The organism is Shewanella sp. S1-58-MNA-CIBAN-0166 (assembly GCF_040310085.1).
Taxonomy (GTDB): Bacteria; Pseudomonadota; Gammaproteobacteria; order Enterobacterales; family Shewanellaceae; genus Shewanella.
In genome coordinates, this window is the sequence record NZ_JBEOPN010000005.1 from 115,700 (window position 1) to 134,692 (window position 18,993).

An 18,993-nucleotide genomic window follows, 5' to 3' on the forward strand; every position below is an offset into this window, starting at 1 on the left:
CTTCTTTCTACTGCGTTATCGCTTACTGTTTACTGCTTAATGCTTACTGCTTACTGAATAACGAATAACGAATAACGACATACCATAGCTCTGTCTGGTATCAATAGTCACCACAGTTAACGGTAAAATTGAGCTTGAAAGATCGTATGGCCTTAAATAACCATATCCGAAGCACCTCTATCCCGTTGAGTAAATGCCCTAGCATTTCAGCTCACATAAATTAAGATAAACGACGCTACAAAAAGTTCACTCATTTACATGTAAATAAGTTATTCATCAGCCTAACAACTCAAACTTACCGTTCTTGAACTTGCAATTAAAGCGAGGACACTAACCATAAGTTAAAAATCAAACGGGTCTAGTGCTGAGCAAAAAACAAATGACGAATTCAATTTTCTGGTTTCTCTTTCGTTATTTTATTTAATCGTCAGCAAACTTCTACGACTTTATTCTTACCGATTAACACTTACAAACTACTTTTAGCGTTAAAAATCGATAAAAAACCACCAGTTTGCACATTAACTAGCCGAACGAGTAAAAACATTTGAAAAACCACTTGCACGATAAAAACCATCACTATACTATGTGCGCACTCCAGACGAGACGGGCATTGATTACCAAGTTAATACCTAGTCTGCAGTGATTAACTAACGCTTAGTTAGTTGCCCGAATAGCTCAGTCGGTAGAGCAGAGGATTGAAAATCCTCGTGTCCCTGGTTCGATTCCGGGTTCGGGCACCATATTTAGCCGGCATAGCTCAGTTGGTAGAGCAACTGACTTGTAATCAGTAGGTCCCGAGTTCGACTCTTGGTGCCGGCACCATAAAAACAAAAAAGCCACTCAATGAGTGGCTTTTTTGCATCTGCTATTTAGTCAAATCTAAACATCTTAATTCAGATATTGTATTTAACTTCCCCCAAACAAAACAGGCACTCAATTGAGTGCCTGTTTTGTTTGGGGAGGCCCGAAGATTATCTACCGAGTACTTCAACACGGGCTAAACGATTAACTTGGTTTAAAGAACCCAAATGACCATAAATTGGGCCTAGTAGACCGCGCTTTTTAAGCTCGATAAACTCTTCGTCGCTTAGTGCATTTAATTTAGCTTCATCAATAAGGTATAAACCATTGATATTACGCTTCTCACCCGCTACATCAACAGTGAGAGTCTGATTAATCAACAGCCCTTTTTCATCTAGAAACCCTAAAATACCGCGAGTAGCTTGATCTTGTTCATAGTGGCTAATCAAAGCTTGCTTACGCGCTTCTAAAAATGGAGTTTCTTTACCATCTTCAAATAATGCTTGGCCGTCTGTTTTAGTCACTTCTTTGGCATCTTCACGTATACCAATCCATACTTTATCTTTAACGTCTGGATTAACCACTAAACCAAGGGGATAGTCACGAACAACAGCTGGAATATACAAACCTTGCCACTTACCATCTTTCACACTTAGATTTTGACCTGGTTTTAGGCCTAACATCGCAACTGACTGAAATTCGTTAGTGTCACTGTTTTTAACAAATACGATTGGATACTCAGTGGCAGCACGGTTAATTTCATGCAAGGTAACCGGCACGATGTGCTGCTCCGCCACGTGAGAAAAATCACTTGGAGTCAGTTTTAAATCACCATGCTTGGTTTGTTCTAATAATGTAATCTGGTTAGGCATCTTGGCTCCTTGAAGCACTGATTATCTTTTATGGTATAAGTACAACATCATTGTCATACGTTGTGTTAACAAATAATTAATAACTGAAACTACCAAGTTAAATCTTAAATTCAAGTAGATTTAAGTTAAATTGCGTCAATAAACGTCAAATGGCCAATTCTTGTGCAAAATAGGCTTTGTGTTTAACAAAGCCTATTCGTTTATATTGATAGTAGCTCAACTCTCTATGTGATTACTCGCCTAGTGTAACTTGAGCTTAGGACGTTGCCAGCGCAGTAGCTTTTGGGCAATACGATATACAGAAGCCGAGAACCAGCCATACAAGCTGGCTAAATGACGCTGATACAGAGAGATGTACATCAAACGAGCAATGTGTCCTTCAACAAAAAAATCTCCTGAGCGGAGGCTTCCCATTAAGTTCCCAACCGCCGAAAAACGACTCAGTGATACTAGTGATCCATAGTCTTTATAAACGAAAGGCTTTTCTGGCTGCTGTTTCATCTTCAAACAAATATTGGCATAGAGACGATCTGCCATTTGAGCCGCTGCTTGGGCTCTTGGTGGTACCGGCTTACCTGATGGTAAGATTAATTGAGCACAGTCGCCTAAAGCATAAATATCATCAATGCCTTTTACACGCATGCAATCATCTACATCAATTTGATTACGTGGAGTGACGGGAAGTTGAGTGAAATTTTCAAATACTTTGGGACCTTTTACACCTGCCGCCCACACTTTGATATTGGCTTTTATCGTCTCCCCTGTCGCAGTAACAAAGCCTTCTTTGGTTACTTCTTTAACCTGCACACCTAAATGCAATTTAACCCCTAATTTTGACAGTACAGTTTGCGCTCTGGTACTGACTTGCTCTGGCAATTGAGGGAGTATTTTTGGGGATGCTTCTATTAAATTTATATCTAAATGATCTTTGGAGATGTTTTGATAACCGTACTCTCTTACTGATTCAATAACATGATGGAGCTCAGCGGCAAGCTCGACACCTGTAGCACCCGCACCAACAATGCCGATACCTAATTGATCTTGGGTTTCATTAAGCTGTAACAGTGCATCCATCAGCTTATGATGAAACAGATTAGCACTGTCTAGACTGTCTAAAAAAATACAGTGTTTTTCGGCTCCTGGTGTATTAAAGCTATTTGATACGCCCCCTAAAGCTAGAACAAGAGTATCGTATTCAATATTACGCGCGGCAATGATCATCTCGCCTTCATCGTTATACACAGGAGCAAGTTGAATTTTCTTAGTAGTCGGATCGCATTGCTCAATGGCACCTCGAATATAACGGTAACCATTCTTTAATCCGTGATCTCGATATTGTAGGCCTTCGATTGATTGATCAATTACACCAACAGCGACTTCATGTAATTTAGGTTTCCATATGTGGACGGTATTTTTATCAATCAAACTAATATCGATTAACGGATTTTTACCAAATTTCCGGCCCAATTTTGAAGCCAATGCTAGCCCTGCAGCCCCACCACCCACGATAACAATTCGTTGCACCATACACTACCTCGGAATTACCTTATACCAACAACATAATCACACAATATTTACAGTTATAAAAAAAGGCCCTTATGGGCCTTATACTGCTTCTTCATTTTCTTCGCCAGTGCGAATACGAATCACGCGTTCGATATCAGTTACAAATATTTTACCGTCACCAATTTTACCTGTTCTGGCTATATCAACGATAACATCAATCGCACGTTCCAGAATGTCATCTTGGATCACTAATTCAATTTTTACCTTAGGTAAAAAATCAACCATATATTCTGCACCACGATAAAGCTCTGTGTGGCCTTTCTGACGCCCAAAGCCTTTAACCTCTGATACCGTCATACCCGTAATGCCAATTTCAGCAAGTGCCTCACGCACGTCATCAAGTTTAAACGGTTTAATAATCGCTTCGACTTTTTTCATTAAATACTCCTGTCATCGGCTAAGTTTTTGATTAACCTCAACTCGGGATAAGAGATGGGATAAATCGATAAGAAAATGGTTTATTTCAAATCTGCAATATCGAATTTGCCATTTGTTTTACTAACAAGTCACATTTGCACGTCAATATGGTGCCTATTGCAAGTCAATCCACGACAATAAACAGGACAAAAGCAATTTAATAACCATTGATAACCCCATACTGAAGTTGATTAAGCACATGTCCTCATTGCAATTTATATACTCGCTAACATCGTCCAAATATCTTACTTGAAAGCGAAGCTAATTGTCGCGGCTATTTTACGTATTTATGAAAAGATATTTCTCAGCAAAGCTGCTGGTTATTTTCTATACTAATTTAATCTTACTGCAGGACGCAGCTAACGACGTTTAAGGATGAACAACAGTGAAATTTCCTATCCAAGCAAAAGGCTTTAGCCTGATTGAAGTTATAGTCACCACATTGATTGCCGCAATAATGTCACTCATCGCAATCCCCTCTTTTTCTGGAGTAATTGAACAAGTACGAGCAAAGAGTAATATTCAAGTTATCCAACAGACGATACAGTTAGGTCGAAACATGGCCATAAGTTATGGCTCTAGGGTAACGGTTTGCCCTTTAATCGATAATCTGTGTTCAGCAGATTGGAGTATTGGATTAAGCGTATTTATTGATCATGGGCAAAAAAATCAACTTGATGCCAACGATCGCTTACTTCAACAAACGGCTCCTTTTCATGAAAATGACTATATTGATTACAATCGTGCAGCGATTAGATTCCAACCCGATGGATTAGCTTCTGGTACTAATGGCACATTAACGTACTGCCCAGGAAAATTTGACAGTAAATACTCAAAAGCCGTCATTGTAAATCAAGCAGGAAGGGTAAGAATGTCGAAAAAGAAAAATATTAAATGTAAGCTTTAACAAAGTAGGAATTAAATAGGGTATTTGAATAAATATCAAATCAGTAGTTCGGTCAAAATGGTCAATAAAACACTGTAATTCATGCTGCGCTTAGTTATACTCTGCTTTATATAGCAGAGGATTTATGCATGAAAAAATTAACGTTTGGGTTTACTTTAATAGAGGTGATGGTCACTGTTGTGATAGCAGCAATACTCATGACCGTTGCAGTTCCCGCATTTAAGTCGCTTTATGAAGGCATTAGAGCGAGAAGTGTGATAAGCACTATTGATTCATCGTTTGTCTTTGCCCGCAGCCAAGCGGTTAGTTACGGTAGCAGAGTTTCTATTTGCCCTATGACATCTACAACTTGTGGCAGTAATTGGGCCCAGGGTTTTAGTATATTCATCGATAATGGCGTTACTGGAACAATGGATACAACCAATGGAATTGCTGATGTGATCTTACGTAAAGTGGATGCATTTAATAGTAACGATATTATAAAGTCAGATCTAACGCGGTATACTTTTAATCCTGATGGAATGATGGCTAATGGTCTCAATGGCATTTTTCGATATTGCCCTGGCAGCGCGGACAGTAGTTCATCTGAGGCCGTAAATATAAATTCGTCAGGCAGAATGTCTAAAGTTAGCACCACCGTTACTTGCAGTTAGTAAAAAGACTTACATTGGTAATATCTTTTTATTTGATGTGTCGTGGTCAAGTTAAATTAGCCACGGTTTTAGAGCCATTCCGATATAAACATTTTGACTCATTTGGCGTTAACCCATCATTACAAAGGAGTCTAGTTTCACTGTAATATCCAGTGATGTAATTTGTGATCGTTTTGTCTGCTTCGGTAAAATCCCCATAACCACTGGCGGGTAGCCATTCATATTTCAAACTTCAAAAAGAAACGCTCCATTGATGCGTTATCCCAGCAATGCCCGCGACGGCTCATACTTTACTCAATTTGAAGACGCCATAATAATTGTCTGAATTTCAAGCTTGTGTAATGTGAACCTTAGTCGCTGTGATAGATCACATTATCAGGTTTACCCCTTAACTCAAACGCCAAATTCAAGGCTTTGCACGTCAGCTCGCTATTTGGCGATAATGACAACGCCCATCCCACAGGTTCACGATAAAATAAGTCTAGCTTTTCCGTTAGATTACGCACTCGATAACGACTGAGACCAATCCCTTTATTAGTCACTAATTGCGCTATCGTTCGAGCACCGGCAGAGCCATTACTAATACGATGCGCGGCCTTCACCTCACTGTAAAAAATGGCAAAGTCCGCATTAATATGTTCTTTCCTTTTTAGCCTATATTTATAGCTACTTAGATGCACTTTGAATGCACTTTGAATGCATTACAAATTGTGAGAATAGAGTGGCTCTGCTTGAGTGCGCTGATTAGCGAAAATTGTTCATCGAGTCTGACATCAAGAGAGCTGTAGCCTTTTTTAGGATAAGATTATGCTCCTCAAGACGAGCTATTTGTTTTTTAAGCTGACGAATTTCAATTTGTTCAGGGGTTATGGGAGAGGCTTTTGGAGTGCCACCCTGGCGTTCTAGTGTTAACTGTCTGGCCAATTATCCATGGTGGATTTACCCACGATCATCGCCTTTGCAGCTTCGATGATGCTATGTTTTTATCGAGGACTAATTGGGCTGTTTCAAGTTTGAATTCAGCACTAAATGTTTTTCTGGTTGTCGATCTTATGTGTTCACCTGAAGTCATCTACGAGGTAATAATATCACCTCTACTTAGGTGGCCAAAATAACTATGCCACTACAAAGACAACTGATAGATACAAGATTGGCAATATTTTGAGGCGAGTTCATTATTTTAGGCAATAAAAAAAGGAGGCTTATGGCCTCCCTCTTTACGGTTAAACTACTTACAAAAGTAAGCAGATGTCGAATTAACGACGTAAACCTAACTTCTGGATCATAGCAGTATAACGAGCTACGTCAGTACGCTTTAAGTAAGCAGAAAGCTTACGGCGTGCACTAACCATACGTAATAAACCACGACGAGAGTGGTGATCATGGATGTGCTCTTTAAAGTGACCTTGAAGGTGATTAATTTGAGCAGTTAACAAAGCTACTTGAACTTCAGTTGAACCAGTATCGTTTTCGCAGCGACCAAAATCAGCCAAAATTTTTGCTTTTGTTTCAGCACTTAGTGACATGTGTATCTCCAAAAAAAGTAAATGTATCTCTAGCCGATCACTAACTCAGCCAGAGTGAGCGCGATATTCTAACCAGATTGTTAGTTAACCGCAATAAAATTCGATTATTTATCTGAAAAAGCCAACGACGAAACCGACTCGACTACTCAGCAGTATCATTATCGTGGATTACAATCAAACGTTTTGGCGCTAATAAACCATCATCATTCATGATACCCATACCAACAAATCGACGTTCATCGCCAATAGTGATACGAACTAACTCATCAGGCTTAAGTCCCGCAGCTTGAATTGCTTGTCCTTGCATGACGTAATATAACATCGCCTCAGGCAAGTTAATTTCAGCAAATTTAGCCACTGCAGTGTCCATTGGTAACAATAACGGATCCATTAGGGTCTGAGGAGCAACATCTTGTCTATGAGCTTGTTCAAGTAGTGCTTCTAATTGCGCTAAGGTAACCATTTTTTCATAAGGATATTCGGCAACTTGAGTACGACGCAACATAATAACATGTGCTCCACATCCAAGCATTTCACCTAAATCATCAATAATGGTACGTATGTAAGTCCCTTTAGAACAATGAATGTCTAGGGTTAGTTCATCACCTTCAAGCTTAATAAAATTTAGCTCAAATACGGTAATTGGCCGTGACTCACGTGGAACTTCAATCCCCTCACGGGCATATTTATACAAAGGTTGACCTTGGTATTTTAATGCCGAATACATTGACGGTATTTGCTGAGTGGTTCCTCGAAAAAACGCGAGCTTTTCATCTAGTAATGCTTGAGTCACATTCACAGGGCGCGTTTGCACGACTTCCCCATCAGAGTCACTCGTATCAGTACGTTGACCCAATTTAGCGGTCACCAGGTAGCGCTTATCCGAATCTAATAGATGCTGAGAGAACTTAGTCGCTTCTCCGAGGCAAATAGGCAACATACCTGTTGCTAACGGGTCTAAAGCACCTGTATGGCCAGCTTTATTGGCATTAAAAAAACGCTTCACTCTTTGCAGGGCAAAATTAGAGCTCATGCCAGTATCTTTATCGAGTAATACGATTCCGTCGATGAAGCGACCTTTAGGGCGACGAGCCATTAATCTTGCTCCTTTTCACCATCAACAGACTCGCTGTTATCAGGTGCGTCAGGCGTAAATTGCTGCTGTTTGGCTTTATCTTTATTTATGACTTGTGTGACTAGGTTAGACATACGCATGCCTTCTACTAGCGAACTATCATAAATAAAACGTAATTCAGGCATAACACGTAATTTCATACGTCCAGCAACTAAAGTACGTACATAAGGCGCGGCTACAGTCAGCGCATCAATTTTTTGTTGAACAAGTTCAGTGTCTTCTTCAAAAAAAGTCACATAAACTTTTGCATAACTTAAATCACGAGAGACGTCGACGTCATTTACTGTGACAAAACCAATGCGAGGATCTTTCATATCGCGTTGCAACACCATTGCCAGTTCTTGCTGGAGTTGTTGTGCAATACGGCGGGTACGACTAAATTCTTTTGCCATGATGATATGCCATATCGTTAGGTCTACAATCAAAAAGGGCGGCTAAAGCCGCCCTTCCATTGGTACTTATAAGCTGCGAGCAATTTCGACTATTTCGAAGACTTCAATTTGATCGCCCACTCGGACGTCATTGTAATTCTTCACACCGATACCACATTCCATGCCATTGCGGACTTCTTGTGCATCGTCTTTAAAGCGGCGTAATGACTCAAGTTCACCTTCGAAGATAACCACGTTATCACGTAGTACACGAATTGGTGCGCTACGTTTAACAATACCTTCGGTAACCATACAACCAGCGATAGCGCCGATTTTAGGTGACTTAAACACATCACGAACTTCTGCAAGGCCGATAATTTCTTGTCTAAATTCAGGCGCTAACATACCTGTCATTGCAGCACGAACTTCATCAATTAGATTGTAGATGATGCTGTAATAACGTAAATCAACACTTTCTGAATCAATGGTCTTACGAGCCTGTGCATCAGCACGGACGTTGAAACCAACAAGAATCGCATTTGAAGCTGCTGCTAATGTTGCGTCGGTTTCGGTTAATGCACCTACACCACGAGCAATAATATTCACTTTAACTTCATCTGTAGACAGTTTAGCTAAAGATTCACAAATCGCTTCAAGAGAACCTTGAACATCAGCTTTAAGTACGATATTCAGCTCTTGTACTTCGCCTTCTTCCATGTTCGCAAACATGTTTTCTAGCTTAGACTTCTGCTGACGCGCTAACTTAATGTCACGGAATTTACCTTGGCGATACAATGCAACTTCACGAGCTTTACGTTCATCACGTACAACTGTCGCTTCATCACCAGCTAAAGGCACACCAGAAAGACCTAAAATCTCTACTGGAATAGATGGACCAGCTTCGGTAATAGCGTGACCGTTTTCGTCTTTCATCGCACGGATTTTACCGTACTCTAAACCACATAAAACGATATCACCTTGGCGTAACGTACCTTCTTGAACCAAGACAGTAGCCACTGGGCCACGACCTTTATCAAGTTTTGATTCGATAACAACACCCGCTGCCATACCATCACGTATTGCTTTAAGTTCTAATACTTCAGATTGAAGTAAGATACCTTCTAACAATTCGTCAACGCCCATACCCGTTTTGGCTGAAACGTGAACGAACATGTTATCTCCGCCCCAATCATCTGACATGATGCCATGTTGAGACAGTTCGCTCTTAACGCGCTCTGGATCAGCATCTGGCTTATCCATTTTGTTAACAGCTACGATTAACGGTACGTTACCCGCTTTAGCATGTTGAATCGCTTCAATCGTTTGTGGCATTACGCCATCATCGGCAGCAACAACCAAAATAACAATATCAGTCGCCTTAGCACCACGAGCACGCATTGACGTAAACGCCGCGTGACCAGGAGTATCAAGGAAAGTGATCATGCCGTTTTCAGTTTCAACGTGGTATGCACCAATATGCTGAGTAATACCACCGGCTTCGCCAGCAGCAACTTTCGCACGACGGATATAATCAAGTAATGACGTTTTACCATGGTCAACGTGACCCATGATAGTCACAACTGGAGCACGAGACTCTAGTTGGATATTGTCATCGCGATCTTTCAGTACTTGATGCTCAAGTTCGTTTTCACGAATAAGCACCACTTTATGACCTAATTCTTCAGCAACCATTTGGGCTGTTTCTTGGTCAAGTACTTGGTTAATCGTTACCATAGTGCCCATTTTCATCATTTGCTTGATGATAACAGTGGCTTTAATTGCCATTAAATGCGCTAATTCTGATACGGTTACGGTTTCACCGATACGCACATCACGACTAACAGCTGCAGCAGGTTTATTAAAACCGTGTGCCATAGATTCAGGTGCTGTACTGCGGTTACGCATGTGTTTTTCACGACCGTCACGAGCATCTTTTCCGCCACGTTTTTTGTTGGCGTTTTTGTTGCGCGCACGACGACCACGTTTTTCATCATCAGCATCTGAACTGTCTTCTGCTGCACGAGCAACTTTAGAGGTTGTGATGTGGTGATCGCCATTCTTTTCAGCATCTAAACGTTGGCGTTCTTCTTCAGCCCAACGCTTTGAGTTTACTTCAGCAAGGAGGCGTGCAGTTTCAGCTGCTTTAGCGGCTTCATCTTTTTGCTTTTGAGTAAGCACTGCTTCTTGAGTCGCTTTTAAACGATCTGCTTCAACTTTTGCTGCTGCAGTTTCTGGGTCAGCAACTTTAGTTACTTTAGGTTCAGACTTTACTTTTTCTGATTTCAATTTGGCTTCTGCTTCCGCTTTTTTCTTCGCTTCTGCATTAGCTTTCGCTTCTGCAGCTGCTTTTGCTTCAGCTTCCACTTTTGCTTGGGCTTCAGCTTCTGCTTTGGCTTTTGCTTGAGTTTCTAATTCAGCTTGTTTTGCTAATTCTGCATCATCGCGCTTAACAAAAGTACGTTTTTTACGTACTTCTACCTTCACGTCTTTCGACTGACCGCCAGTGCTTGCAACACTTAACGTAGACACCGTTTTACGTTGCAATGTCATTTTAGTCGGAACTGAATCTGCACCATGCTGTTTTTTTAGATAATCAAGAAGTTGTTGCTTCTCTTTTTCTGAAACAGTATCGAGTTGTTTTTTGTTCATACCAGCTTGTGAGAATTGCTCGATTAATCGGTCAACCGATTTTCCCACTTCCGCTGCTAATTTTTCTACGCTTGTATCTGCCATCAATTAGATCCCCCTGTTGATCGACTTATGCTTCTTCGCCAAACCAACAGATATTGCGGGCAGCCATGATGAGCTCGCCTGCTTTTTCTTCTGTTAATTCTTCAATATCAATTAAATCGTCAATACCTTGCTCGGCCAAGTCTTCTAAAGTCACTACGCCTTTGCTCGCAAGAACATAAGCTAAATGTCTTTCTAATCCTTCCAATGCTAGTAAATCATCACTTGGCTCTGCACCATCTAACGCTTCTTCCGACGCTAATGCTCTTGTAGAGATTGCCGCCTTTGCACGTTCACGTAATGCTTCAACGATTCCTTCGTCGAAACCTTCTACTGCTAATAGTTCAGATTCTGGGACATAAGCAATCTCTTCTAGCGAAGTGAATCCCTCATCAGCCAATACGGCTGCAAAATCTTTATCTACATCCAGATAAGCTACAAACAAATCAATCACTTTTGCACTTTCGGCTTGGTGTTTTTTGTTCATGTCTTCAACTGTCATTACGTTTAGTTCCCAACCAGTAAGTTGAGTGGCTAAACGTACGTTTTGGCCATTACGACCAATAGCCTGTGCCAAACTGTCAGCTTCTACAGCAATATCCATCGAGTGGTTGTCTTCATCCACAATGATAGATGCAACATCAGCTGGCGCCATGGCATTGATCACATATTGTGCAGGATTATCATCCCACAACACGATATCTACTCGCTCGCCACCTAATTCGTTTGATACGGCTTGTACACGTGCGCCACGCATACCAACACAAGCACCAATAGGGTCAATGCGACGATCATTTGATTTCACAGCGATTTTAGCACGAGCGCCTGGATCACGAGCGGCACCCATTACTTCGATTAATTCGTCGTAAATTTCTGGTACTTCAACCCGAAACAGTTCAATTAACATTTCAGATTTACTGCGGGTTAAAAATAACTGCGCACCACGTGCCTCTGGACGTACTGAGTACAATAATGCACGCACACGGTCACCAGGACGGAAAGATTCACGGCTGATTAAATCTTCTTTAAATAACACGCCATCAGCATTGTTACCTAAATCAACAACTACACTTTCACGGGTGCTTTTCTTAACAACACCAGTAACAATCTCACCTTCACGTTCAATAAATTGTTCAACAATTTGTGCACGTTCAGCTTCACGTACTTTTTGTACGATAACTTGTTTCGCGGTTTGTGTGGTGATACGGTCAAATGCAACTGAGTCGATTTGATCTTCAATAAACTCACCCACTTGAATCTCTGGTTCTTCATAACGAGCGGCTTCAAACGTAATTTCGCTGTATGGATTTTCCAGAGCTTCGCCTTTATCGTCAACTACCATCCAACGACGGAAAGTGTCGTAATGGCCTGTTTTACGATCAATAGCAACGCGAACTTCGATATCGCCTTCATATTTTTTCTTTGTTGCGGTAGCCAGTGCAATTTCTAGCGCTTCGAAAATTTTCTCGCGCGGAAGGCCTTTCTCATTGGAAACCGCTTCTGCGACTAGCAGGATCTCTTTATTCATTTGGTCTTGCCTCGTTCTTCACCTGAAACTATCAAAACTTAGCTATAACGTTGCCTTTACGGATATTATCCAAAGCAACAATCAAGTCTTTACCATCAACGGTGATAGTGAGCATTTGCCCATCAACACTACTGATGACGCCTTTTAAATTACGACTACCGGCAACAGGCATAGTCAATTGTACTTTTGTTTCTTCACCTATATAAGCTCTATATTGCTCGGCGGTAAATAACGGTCTATCTACGCCAGGTGAAGATACTTCTAATGTGTATTCTGTAGAAATAGGGTCTTCAACATCCATAACTGCGCTAACTTGACGACTGGCTTCTGCACAATCTTCAATATTGATGCCATTCTCGTGATCAATAAACACACGAAGAATTGAGTGACGACCAGCTTGAATATACTCAATGCCCCATAGTTTAAAGCCTAGAGCTTCAACAGGTACTGTTAACATTTCAACTAGCTTGGATTCTATTGTTGCCAAAAATGACCCCCAAAAAAACAAAAAAAGGGCTAATAGCCCCATTGCAACCCGCATCTAACACGGATATTTAAAAGTTCATATAACAAAAAACCCCGTAATCACGAGGTTATTTTATTATAAAACCTGTAAATTGTGATTTATTTTCTTACGAAATTAAATCACAAGGAGCTGGTTGCGGGGGCCGGATTTGAACCGACGACCTTCGGGTTATGAGCCCGACGAGCTACCAACTGCTCCACCCCGCGTCAACTGATGCAAGTATATTGATTTACACTATATCTTGCAATAACTAATCAAACTCAATCCATGATTTGTTAGTTTAAATCTGGTGCCGAGAGCGGGACTTGAACCCGCACGTCCGTTAAGACACAGCCACCTCAAGGCTGCGCGTCTACCAATTCCACCACCTCGGCGACACCTGGTATACTAGTCAGGAATTTTCGTTTCTGACTGTTCGGTCTGAACAGGCGCATCATCAATGATTTGCTCTGCTGCTGGACCTAAATCTTTCCACTGATCATTTTGCTCAGTGTGATTAGCACTTAAATTACCAATCACTAAACTTAATGCAAAAAAGCCAATGGCTAATACTGCAGTACTGCGAGTCAGGAAATTACCTGAACCACTTGAGCCAAATAAAGTGCCTGAGGCACCGGCTCCGAAAGATGCGCCCATATCGGCACCCTTTCCTTGTTGAATTAAAATTAAGCCAATAAGACCTAAAGCTACCACCAAGTATACAACTATCAGAACTTCGTACATATAATTACGCGCTCATTGCTATGGTACATAAACTTAAAAACTCACTTGAGTTCAAACTTGCACCGCCAATCAGACCACCATCAACATCAGGCTGGGCAAATATATCTGCCGCATTGCTTGGGGTGACGCTACCACCGTATAGAATTCTGATATTCTCACCAATAAAGGGAGATACTTCAGAGAGGCGACTGCGAATAAACGCATGTACTTCTTGTGCCTGTTCTGGTGTTGCGCTTTTACCTGTCCCTACAGCCCATAAAGGTTCGTAGGCGATAATTGCGTTATCAAAAGCCATGGTACCGTTTTTTTCAATTACTATATCAAGCTCTTCCGCAATCACCTCAAAGGTACGTCTTGCTTCACGAGCTGGCCCTGATTCACCTACGCATAAAATCGGTGTCAGACCATATTTTTGTGCTGCGGCAAACTTCTCTGCCACGATATTACTCGTCTCTCCGTACATACGGCGACGTTCGGAATGGCCGATAATAACATATCGACATCCAGAATCTTTTAGCATCTGCCCGGATATTTCGCCGGTATATGCACCAAAATCATGTTGACTAAGATTTTGTGCACCCATTCTAACAAGCGCACCATCTAAGGTTTGCTTATTGGCTTCAAGCAGCTGCCTAACACTTTCAAGATAAATTGAAGGCGGGCATAAAACCACTTCAGCGGAATCATTTTGGAGCTTTGTAGCAAACTTCTTAAATAGTTCTTCAGCTAGTGCTGAATTACCATTCATTTTCCAGTTGCCAGCGACCATAGGACGTCTGAGTGCCATTCACTGTCTCCTCTGAAAGCGGCGTGAATAATAGCGAACCACTTATCAAGTTACAAGAGCTAAAAGGGGAATATTTCACATAAAGTGTCGAAGCGTCTACTTTTTAAGCGAGCAACAACATATCTGAATATTCAAATGATTAACATGCTGCCTTTACCGCGTCAGCAATACGATTTGCATGTGCAAGCACTTGCGGATGATCATCACCTTCAACCATCACTCTGATTAACGGTTCGGTACCCGACTTTCGTAATAAAACCCGTCCGCGAGCACCTAATTGCAACTCAACATCGGCTTGCGCAGATTTCACCGCATCGGTATCTAACGGATTAGAGTCCCCTTCAAAGCGGACATTAACCAATACTTGAGGCAACATCTTCATCGGCTCTGTTAATTGTTCAAGCGACGCATTTTGACGGCGCATCGCTGCTAACACTAAAATACCAGCAACAATACCATCACCGGTAGTACCATGATCTAGGTTGAGAATATGACCAGAGTTTTCACCACCTATACGCCATTCATTCTCCCTCAGCATTTCCATGACATATCTGTCACCGACTTTAGAGCGAACAAAAGGAATATCAAGTGCTTGCAACGCTAAATCTAAACCTAAATTAGACATTAAGGTGCCGACCACTCCACCTTTTAAAATACCACGTTTTTGAGCATCTACCGCTAAAATATACAGGATCTGATCGCCATCGACTACTTCACCATGACGATTAACCATCATAATACGATCACCGTCACCATCTAATGCAATCCCTAAATCAGCTTTTTCAGCCAATACAGTCTCACAAATCTTAGCCATTGACGTTGCGCCAACTTTATCATTGATATTGAGTCCATCGGGTTTATCGCCAATAGCAATCACGTCAGCACCTAATTCACGGAATACATTAGGGGCAATATGATACGTTGCACCATGAGCACAATCGACGACAATTTTTAAGCCCTCAAGAGTTTGGTCGGCAGGAAAGTTCCCTTTACAATATTCGATGTAACGCCCTGCAGCATCTTCAATTCGACGAGCTTTGCCTAATAAGTGGGACTCTACACACACTAACGGCTTTTCAAGTTCAGCCTCAATTTCTAATTCAATTGCATCATCAAGCTTACTGCCATCGGTAGAGAAGAACTTGATACCGTTGTCATAGTAAGGATTATGCGAAGCACTAATTACCACACCAGCTTCTGCACGAAAAGTACGAGTTAAATAAGCCACTGCAGGGGTCGGCATTGGGCCAAGTAATAACACGTTTAATCCAGCAGCTGATAATCCAGCTTCTAACGCCGATTCAAATAGGTAACCTGAAATACGGGTATCCTTACCAATAATCACTTTTTGAGTGCCATTTCGAGACAATACTCGTCCAGCAGCCCAACCGAGCTTCAATGCCAGTTCAGGGGTCATTTTACCCGCCCCGACTCTGCCGCGAATACCATCGGTTCCAAAAAATTTTCTTTGTTTCACAGATCCCTACTTAAGTGATTTCACTGTACTTATAACGTTATTGTGCCGCTGCCACTACAAGTAGGCCATTGTTTCTGACATCACTTTAAGTACATCGACAGTTTCGGGTACATCATGGACACGTATAATATGCGCACCTTGCTGAGCAGCAATCAATGCCCCTGCGAGACTCCCCGCAAGACGTTGATCGGTATCACGCGCTAACAGGTCACCCATCATGCTTTTACGTGATAAGCCCACCAGTAAAGGTAAGTGAAACTCATGCAATTTTGGCAACGCAGCTAACAGGCGGTAATTATGCGCTAAAGTTTTGCCAAAGCCAAAACCTGGATCAAGAATTAAGCGTTCGCGCTCAATTCCGGCTGCTTCGCAGTAAGCTATACGCAATTCAAAAAAAGCGGCAACCTCATCAATCACATCCTGATACTCAGGTTTATCTTGCATTGTTTTTGGCTCGCCCTGCATGTGCATCAAGCAAATTGGCACATCTAACGTGGCAGCCATTGCTAAAGCCCCAGGCATTTGTAATGCGCGCACATCATTAATCAAATTAGCACCGGCATTTACCGCCAGTTCCATCACTTCAGGTTTGCTAGTGTCTATGGAAATCCATACGTCGTGTGTTTTTGCAGTATATTCAATAATAGGAATAACCCGTGCAAGCTCTTGCTCAACAGAAACCTCTGCTGCTCCAGGGCGAGTAGACTCACCGCCGACGTCTATAATTAATGCACCTTGTTCAACCATATAATCAACATGTCGACAAGCTTGTTCGAAATCGATGTATTCGCCACCATCAGAAAACGAATCTGGTGTCACGTTTACAATTCCCATTACTACAGGGGCTGACAAGTCGAGCGTTTTATTGGCATGAGTTAATTGAAACAATGGTATTTTCCTACAGTAGATTAAAAACAAGAAAACCCCTTGCGGGGTTTTCTTTATTCACTAAATTATTTATTTAGCTGGTGATTCATCCGCATCATTAGTATCAGCTTTATTATCGACTTTAGCGTCGGTTTTAGCGTCATCCACTGGCGTTTCAATTTCAGATTTAGGCGTGGTATTGCCATTATCTTTATCGTCAGATGATTCATCTTTTTGCCATTCAGCTGGCATACGCACTTCACGGCGATGCATTAAATCGTCAATTTGCAACGAATCAATCGTTTCGTACTTCATCAGTGCGTCTTTCATCGCATGTAAGATATCCATATTTTCTGTCAACATGGTTTGTGCACGTTGATAGTTTTTATCGATAAACATTTTGATTTCTGAATCAATTAATGACGCAGTATCACCTGACATAGCCTTTGATTTACCCATACTGCGACCTAAGAAAACTTCGTTTTCTTCTTCTGCATAGAGTAAAGGACCCAACTTGTCAGAGAAACCCCATTGCGTAACCATGTTACGTGCAATTGATGTCGCGTATTTAATGTCTTGCGAAGCGCCTGTAGAGACTTGTTCGCTTCCGTAAATAAGCTCTTCGGCTAAACGTCCACCGTAAGCAACTGAAATCTGTGATTCCAATTTGCGACGGCTTTGACTAACAGCATCAGCTTCAGGTAAGAAGAACGTCACACCTAATGCACGACCGCGCGGAATAATGGTTACTTTATGTACAGGATCGTGCTCTGGCACTAAGCAACCAACAATAGCATGTCCGGCTTCATGATAAGCCGTCATCTCTTTATCCGATTCAGACATCACCATAGAACGGCGCTCAGCACCCATCATGATTTTATCTTTAGCACGCTCGAACTCTTCCATACCGACTACACGACGATTACCACGAGCAGCAAACAACGCAGCTTCGTTAACAAGGTTTGCTAAGTCTGCACCAGAAAATCCTGGGGTACCACGGGCAATAACACTTGCTTTAACATCGTCTGACAAAGGTACTTTACGCATGTGTACTTTAAGGATTTGTTCACGACCACGCACGTCTGGTAAACCGACGACGACTTGGCGGTCAAATCGACCTGGACGAAGTAATGCAGAATCGAGTACGTCTGGACGGTTAGTTGCCGCAATGACAATAACGCCTTCATTACCTTCGAAACCATCCATCTCAACCAGTAACTGGTTTAATGTTTGCTCACGCTCATCGTGACCACCACCAACACCTGCGCCACGTTGGCGGCCTACAGCATCAATTTCATCGATAAAGATGATACAAGGAGAAGATTTTTTAGCTTGTTCAAACATGTCACGCACACGAGATGCACCAACACCGACAAACATTTCCACAAAATCAGAACCTGAAATAGTAAAGAATGGCACCTTAGATTCACCAGCAATAGCCTTCGCTAGCAAGGTTTTACCTGTACCTGGTTGCCCAACCATTAACACGCCCGTAGGAATACGGCCGCCTAATTTTTGGAACTTAGTTGGGTCACGCAAATAATCAACCAGTTCTTTCACTTCTTCTTTTGCTTCATCACAACCAGCGACGTCTGCAAAAGTGGTTTTAATTTGATCTTCGCTCATCAATTTGGCTTTACTCTTACCAAATGACATTGCGCCCTTACCGCCACCACCTTGCATTTGACGCATGAAGAATATCCATACTCCAATTAGCAGTAACATTGGGAACCATGAAATAAAGATTTGAGTTAAGAAACCAGATTCTTCAGCTTCTTGGCCTTTATAGTCAATACCTTTAGTTTGAAGATCATTGATTAAATCTTGATCATATATAGGCATAATTGTGGTGAACTTCTCGCCGGTACGTTTAGTCCCTTCAATAGTTCGTTGATCGCTTTTTATTTCGACCTTGTTAACTTGACCATTTCGAACATTGTCCAAAAAGGCGGAATAATCCATCTTCTGCGAATTCGAAGAAGAGGGGGAATAACCCTGGAAAACTGACATCAGCACAACAGCGATGACAACCCAGAGTATTAAATTTTTAGCCATGTCACTCAAATTACTCGACCTCTTAACAGTCCTGCGATTATTAACTTTAGAC

The 18,993-nt window shown here is 41.7% G+C and carries 16 protein-coding genes, 4 tRNA genes and 1 pseudogene; 4 read left to right on the forward strand and 17 right to left on the reverse strand.

Annotated features, from left to right (window positions below; all coding sequences use genetic code 11):
• The first annotated feature begins 664 nt into the window (after positions 1–664).
• A tRNA-Phe gene (locus tag AAEY99_RS05185) sits at positions 665–740 on the forward strand.
• 6 nt (positions 741–746) lie between these two features.
• Positions 747–822, forward strand: a tRNA-Thr gene (locus AAEY99_RS05190).
• Positions 823–971: 149 nt separating this feature from the next.
• On the opposite strand, the gene AAEY99_RS05195 is transcribed toward AAEY99_RS05190, so the two are convergent.
• The 3 genes from AAEY99_RS05195 to glnB all read right to left on the reverse strand — a co-directional run bounded on the left by AAEY99_RS05195 (position 972) and on the right by glnB (position 3,617).
• Entirely contained in the window at positions 972–1,673 is a 702-nt protein-coding gene (locus AAEY99_RS05195) for a SapC family protein (RefSeq protein ID WP_011638325.1), read from the reverse strand.
• Between the two features lie 240 nt (positions 1,674–1,913).
• Positions 1,914–3,200: an NAD(P)/FAD-dependent oxidoreductase gene (locus tag AAEY99_RS05200; protein ID WP_101086391.1), complete on the reverse strand. Its 1,287-nt coding sequence runs from the start codon at positions 3,198–3,200 to the stop codon at positions 1,914–1,916.
• 78 nt (positions 3,201–3,278) lie between these two features.
• Entirely contained in the window at positions 3,279–3,617 is a 339-nt protein-coding gene (gene glnB, locus AAEY99_RS05205) for a nitrogen regulatory protein P-II (protein ID WP_101086390.1), read from the reverse strand.
• A 424-nt stretch (positions 3,618–4,041) separates the two neighbouring features.
• Between glnB and AAEY99_RS05210 the strand changes: the two genes are divergently transcribed.
• Together AAEY99_RS05210 and AAEY99_RS05215 are read left to right on the forward strand one after the other, a co-directional pair.
• Positions 4,042–4,563 carry a GspH/FimT family pseudopilin gene (locus tag AAEY99_RS05210; RefSeq protein WP_244212477.1) on the forward strand — a complete coding sequence of 174 codons (522 nt, stop codon included), beginning with the start codon at positions 4,042–4,044 and terminating at the stop codon, positions 4,561–4,563.
• A gap of 128 nt (positions 4,564–4,691) precedes the next feature.
• Positions 4,692–5,216 (forward strand): GspH/FimT family pseudopilin, encoded by a 525-nt coding sequence (locus AAEY99_RS05215; RefSeq protein WP_192115827.1) that lies wholly within the window; start codon positions 4,692–4,694, stop codon positions 5,214–5,216.
• Between the two features lie 46 nt (positions 5,217–5,262).
• On the opposite strand, the pseudogene AAEY99_RS05220 reads toward AAEY99_RS05215, so the two are convergent.
• The 14 genes and pseudogenes from AAEY99_RS05220 to ftsH all read right to left on the reverse strand — a co-directional run bounded on the left by AAEY99_RS05220 (position 5,263) and on the right by ftsH (position 18,950).
• Positions 5,263–6,270: pseudogene (locus AAEY99_RS05220) on the reverse strand (DDE-type integrase/transposase/recombinase).
• A 202-nt stretch (positions 6,271–6,472) separates the two neighbouring features.
• Positions 6,473–6,742, reverse strand: coding sequence for a 30S ribosomal protein S15 (gene rpsO, locus AAEY99_RS05225; protein WP_011636467.1), 270 nt, complete (start codon positions 6,740–6,742; stop codon positions 6,473–6,475).
• Between the two features lie 142 nt (positions 6,743–6,884).
• Positions 6,885–7,838: a tRNA pseudouridine(55) synthase TruB gene (truB, locus tag AAEY99_RS05230; protein WP_101085740.1), complete on the reverse strand. Its 954-nt coding sequence runs from the start codon at positions 7,836–7,838 to the stop codon at positions 6,885–6,887.
• Positions 7,838–8,269 (reverse strand): 30S ribosome-binding factor RbfA, encoded by a 432-nt coding sequence (gene rbfA, locus AAEY99_RS05235; protein WP_101085742.1) that lies wholly within the window; start codon positions 8,267–8,269, stop codon positions 7,838–7,840. The genes truB and rbfA overlap by 1 nt, the downstream gene beginning before the upstream one ends.
• 66 nt (positions 8,270–8,335) lie before the next feature.
• Positions 8,336–10,981 carry a translation initiation factor IF-2 gene (gene infB / locus AAEY99_RS05240; protein ID WP_162022527.1) on the reverse strand — a complete coding sequence of 882 codons (2,646 nt, stop codon included), beginning with the start codon at positions 10,979–10,981 and terminating at the stop codon, positions 8,336–8,338.
• A gap of 25 nt (positions 10,982–11,006) precedes the next feature.
• A complete protein-coding gene (nusA, locus tag AAEY99_RS05245; protein WP_101085745.1) occupies positions 11,007–12,506 on the reverse strand; it encodes a transcription termination factor NusA in 1,500 nt (499 codons plus the stop codon).
• A gap of 31 nt (positions 12,507–12,537) precedes the next feature.
• Complete coding sequence (gene rimP, locus AAEY99_RS05250) at positions 12,538–12,993, reverse strand: ribosome maturation factor RimP (RefSeq protein WP_041413431.1); 456 nt, start codon at positions 12,991–12,993, stop codon at positions 12,538–12,540.
• 169 nt (positions 12,994–13,162) lie between these two features.
• Positions 13,163–13,238: transfer RNA gene (locus tag AAEY99_RS05255), tRNA-Met, on the reverse strand.
• Between the two features lie 81 nt (positions 13,239–13,319).
• Positions 13,320–13,406: transfer RNA gene (locus AAEY99_RS05260), tRNA-Leu, on the reverse strand.
• A gap of 13 nt (positions 13,407–13,419) precedes the next feature.
• Positions 13,420–13,755 (reverse strand): preprotein translocase subunit SecG, encoded by a 336-nt coding sequence (secG, locus tag AAEY99_RS05265; RefSeq protein WP_059746473.1) that lies wholly within the window; start codon positions 13,753–13,755, stop codon positions 13,420–13,422.
• Between the two features lie 4 nt (positions 13,756–13,759).
• Positions 13,760–14,542 carry a triose-phosphate isomerase gene (tpiA, locus tag AAEY99_RS05270; protein WP_011636460.1) on the reverse strand — a complete coding sequence of 261 codons (783 nt, stop codon included), beginning with the start codon at positions 14,540–14,542 and terminating at the stop codon, positions 13,760–13,762.
• Positions 14,543–14,681: 139 nt separating this feature from the next.
• Complete coding sequence (glmM, locus tag AAEY99_RS05275; RefSeq protein WP_011636459.1) at positions 14,682–16,019, reverse strand: phosphoglucosamine mutase; 1,338 nt, start codon at positions 16,017–16,019, stop codon at positions 14,682–14,684.
• Between the two features lie 54 nt (positions 16,020–16,073).
• Positions 16,074–16,853 carry a dihydropteroate synthase gene (gene folP, locus AAEY99_RS05280; RefSeq protein ID WP_392343409.1) on the reverse strand — a complete coding sequence of 260 codons (780 nt, stop codon included), beginning with the start codon at positions 16,851–16,853 and terminating at the stop codon, positions 16,074–16,076.
• A 123-nt stretch (positions 16,854–16,976) separates the two neighbouring features.
• A complete protein-coding gene (gene ftsH / locus AAEY99_RS05285; RefSeq protein WP_101085752.1) occupies positions 16,977–18,950 on the reverse strand; it encodes an ATP-dependent zinc metalloprotease FtsH in 1,974 nt (657 codons plus the stop codon).
• Positions 18,951–18,993: the final 43 nt, after the last annotated feature.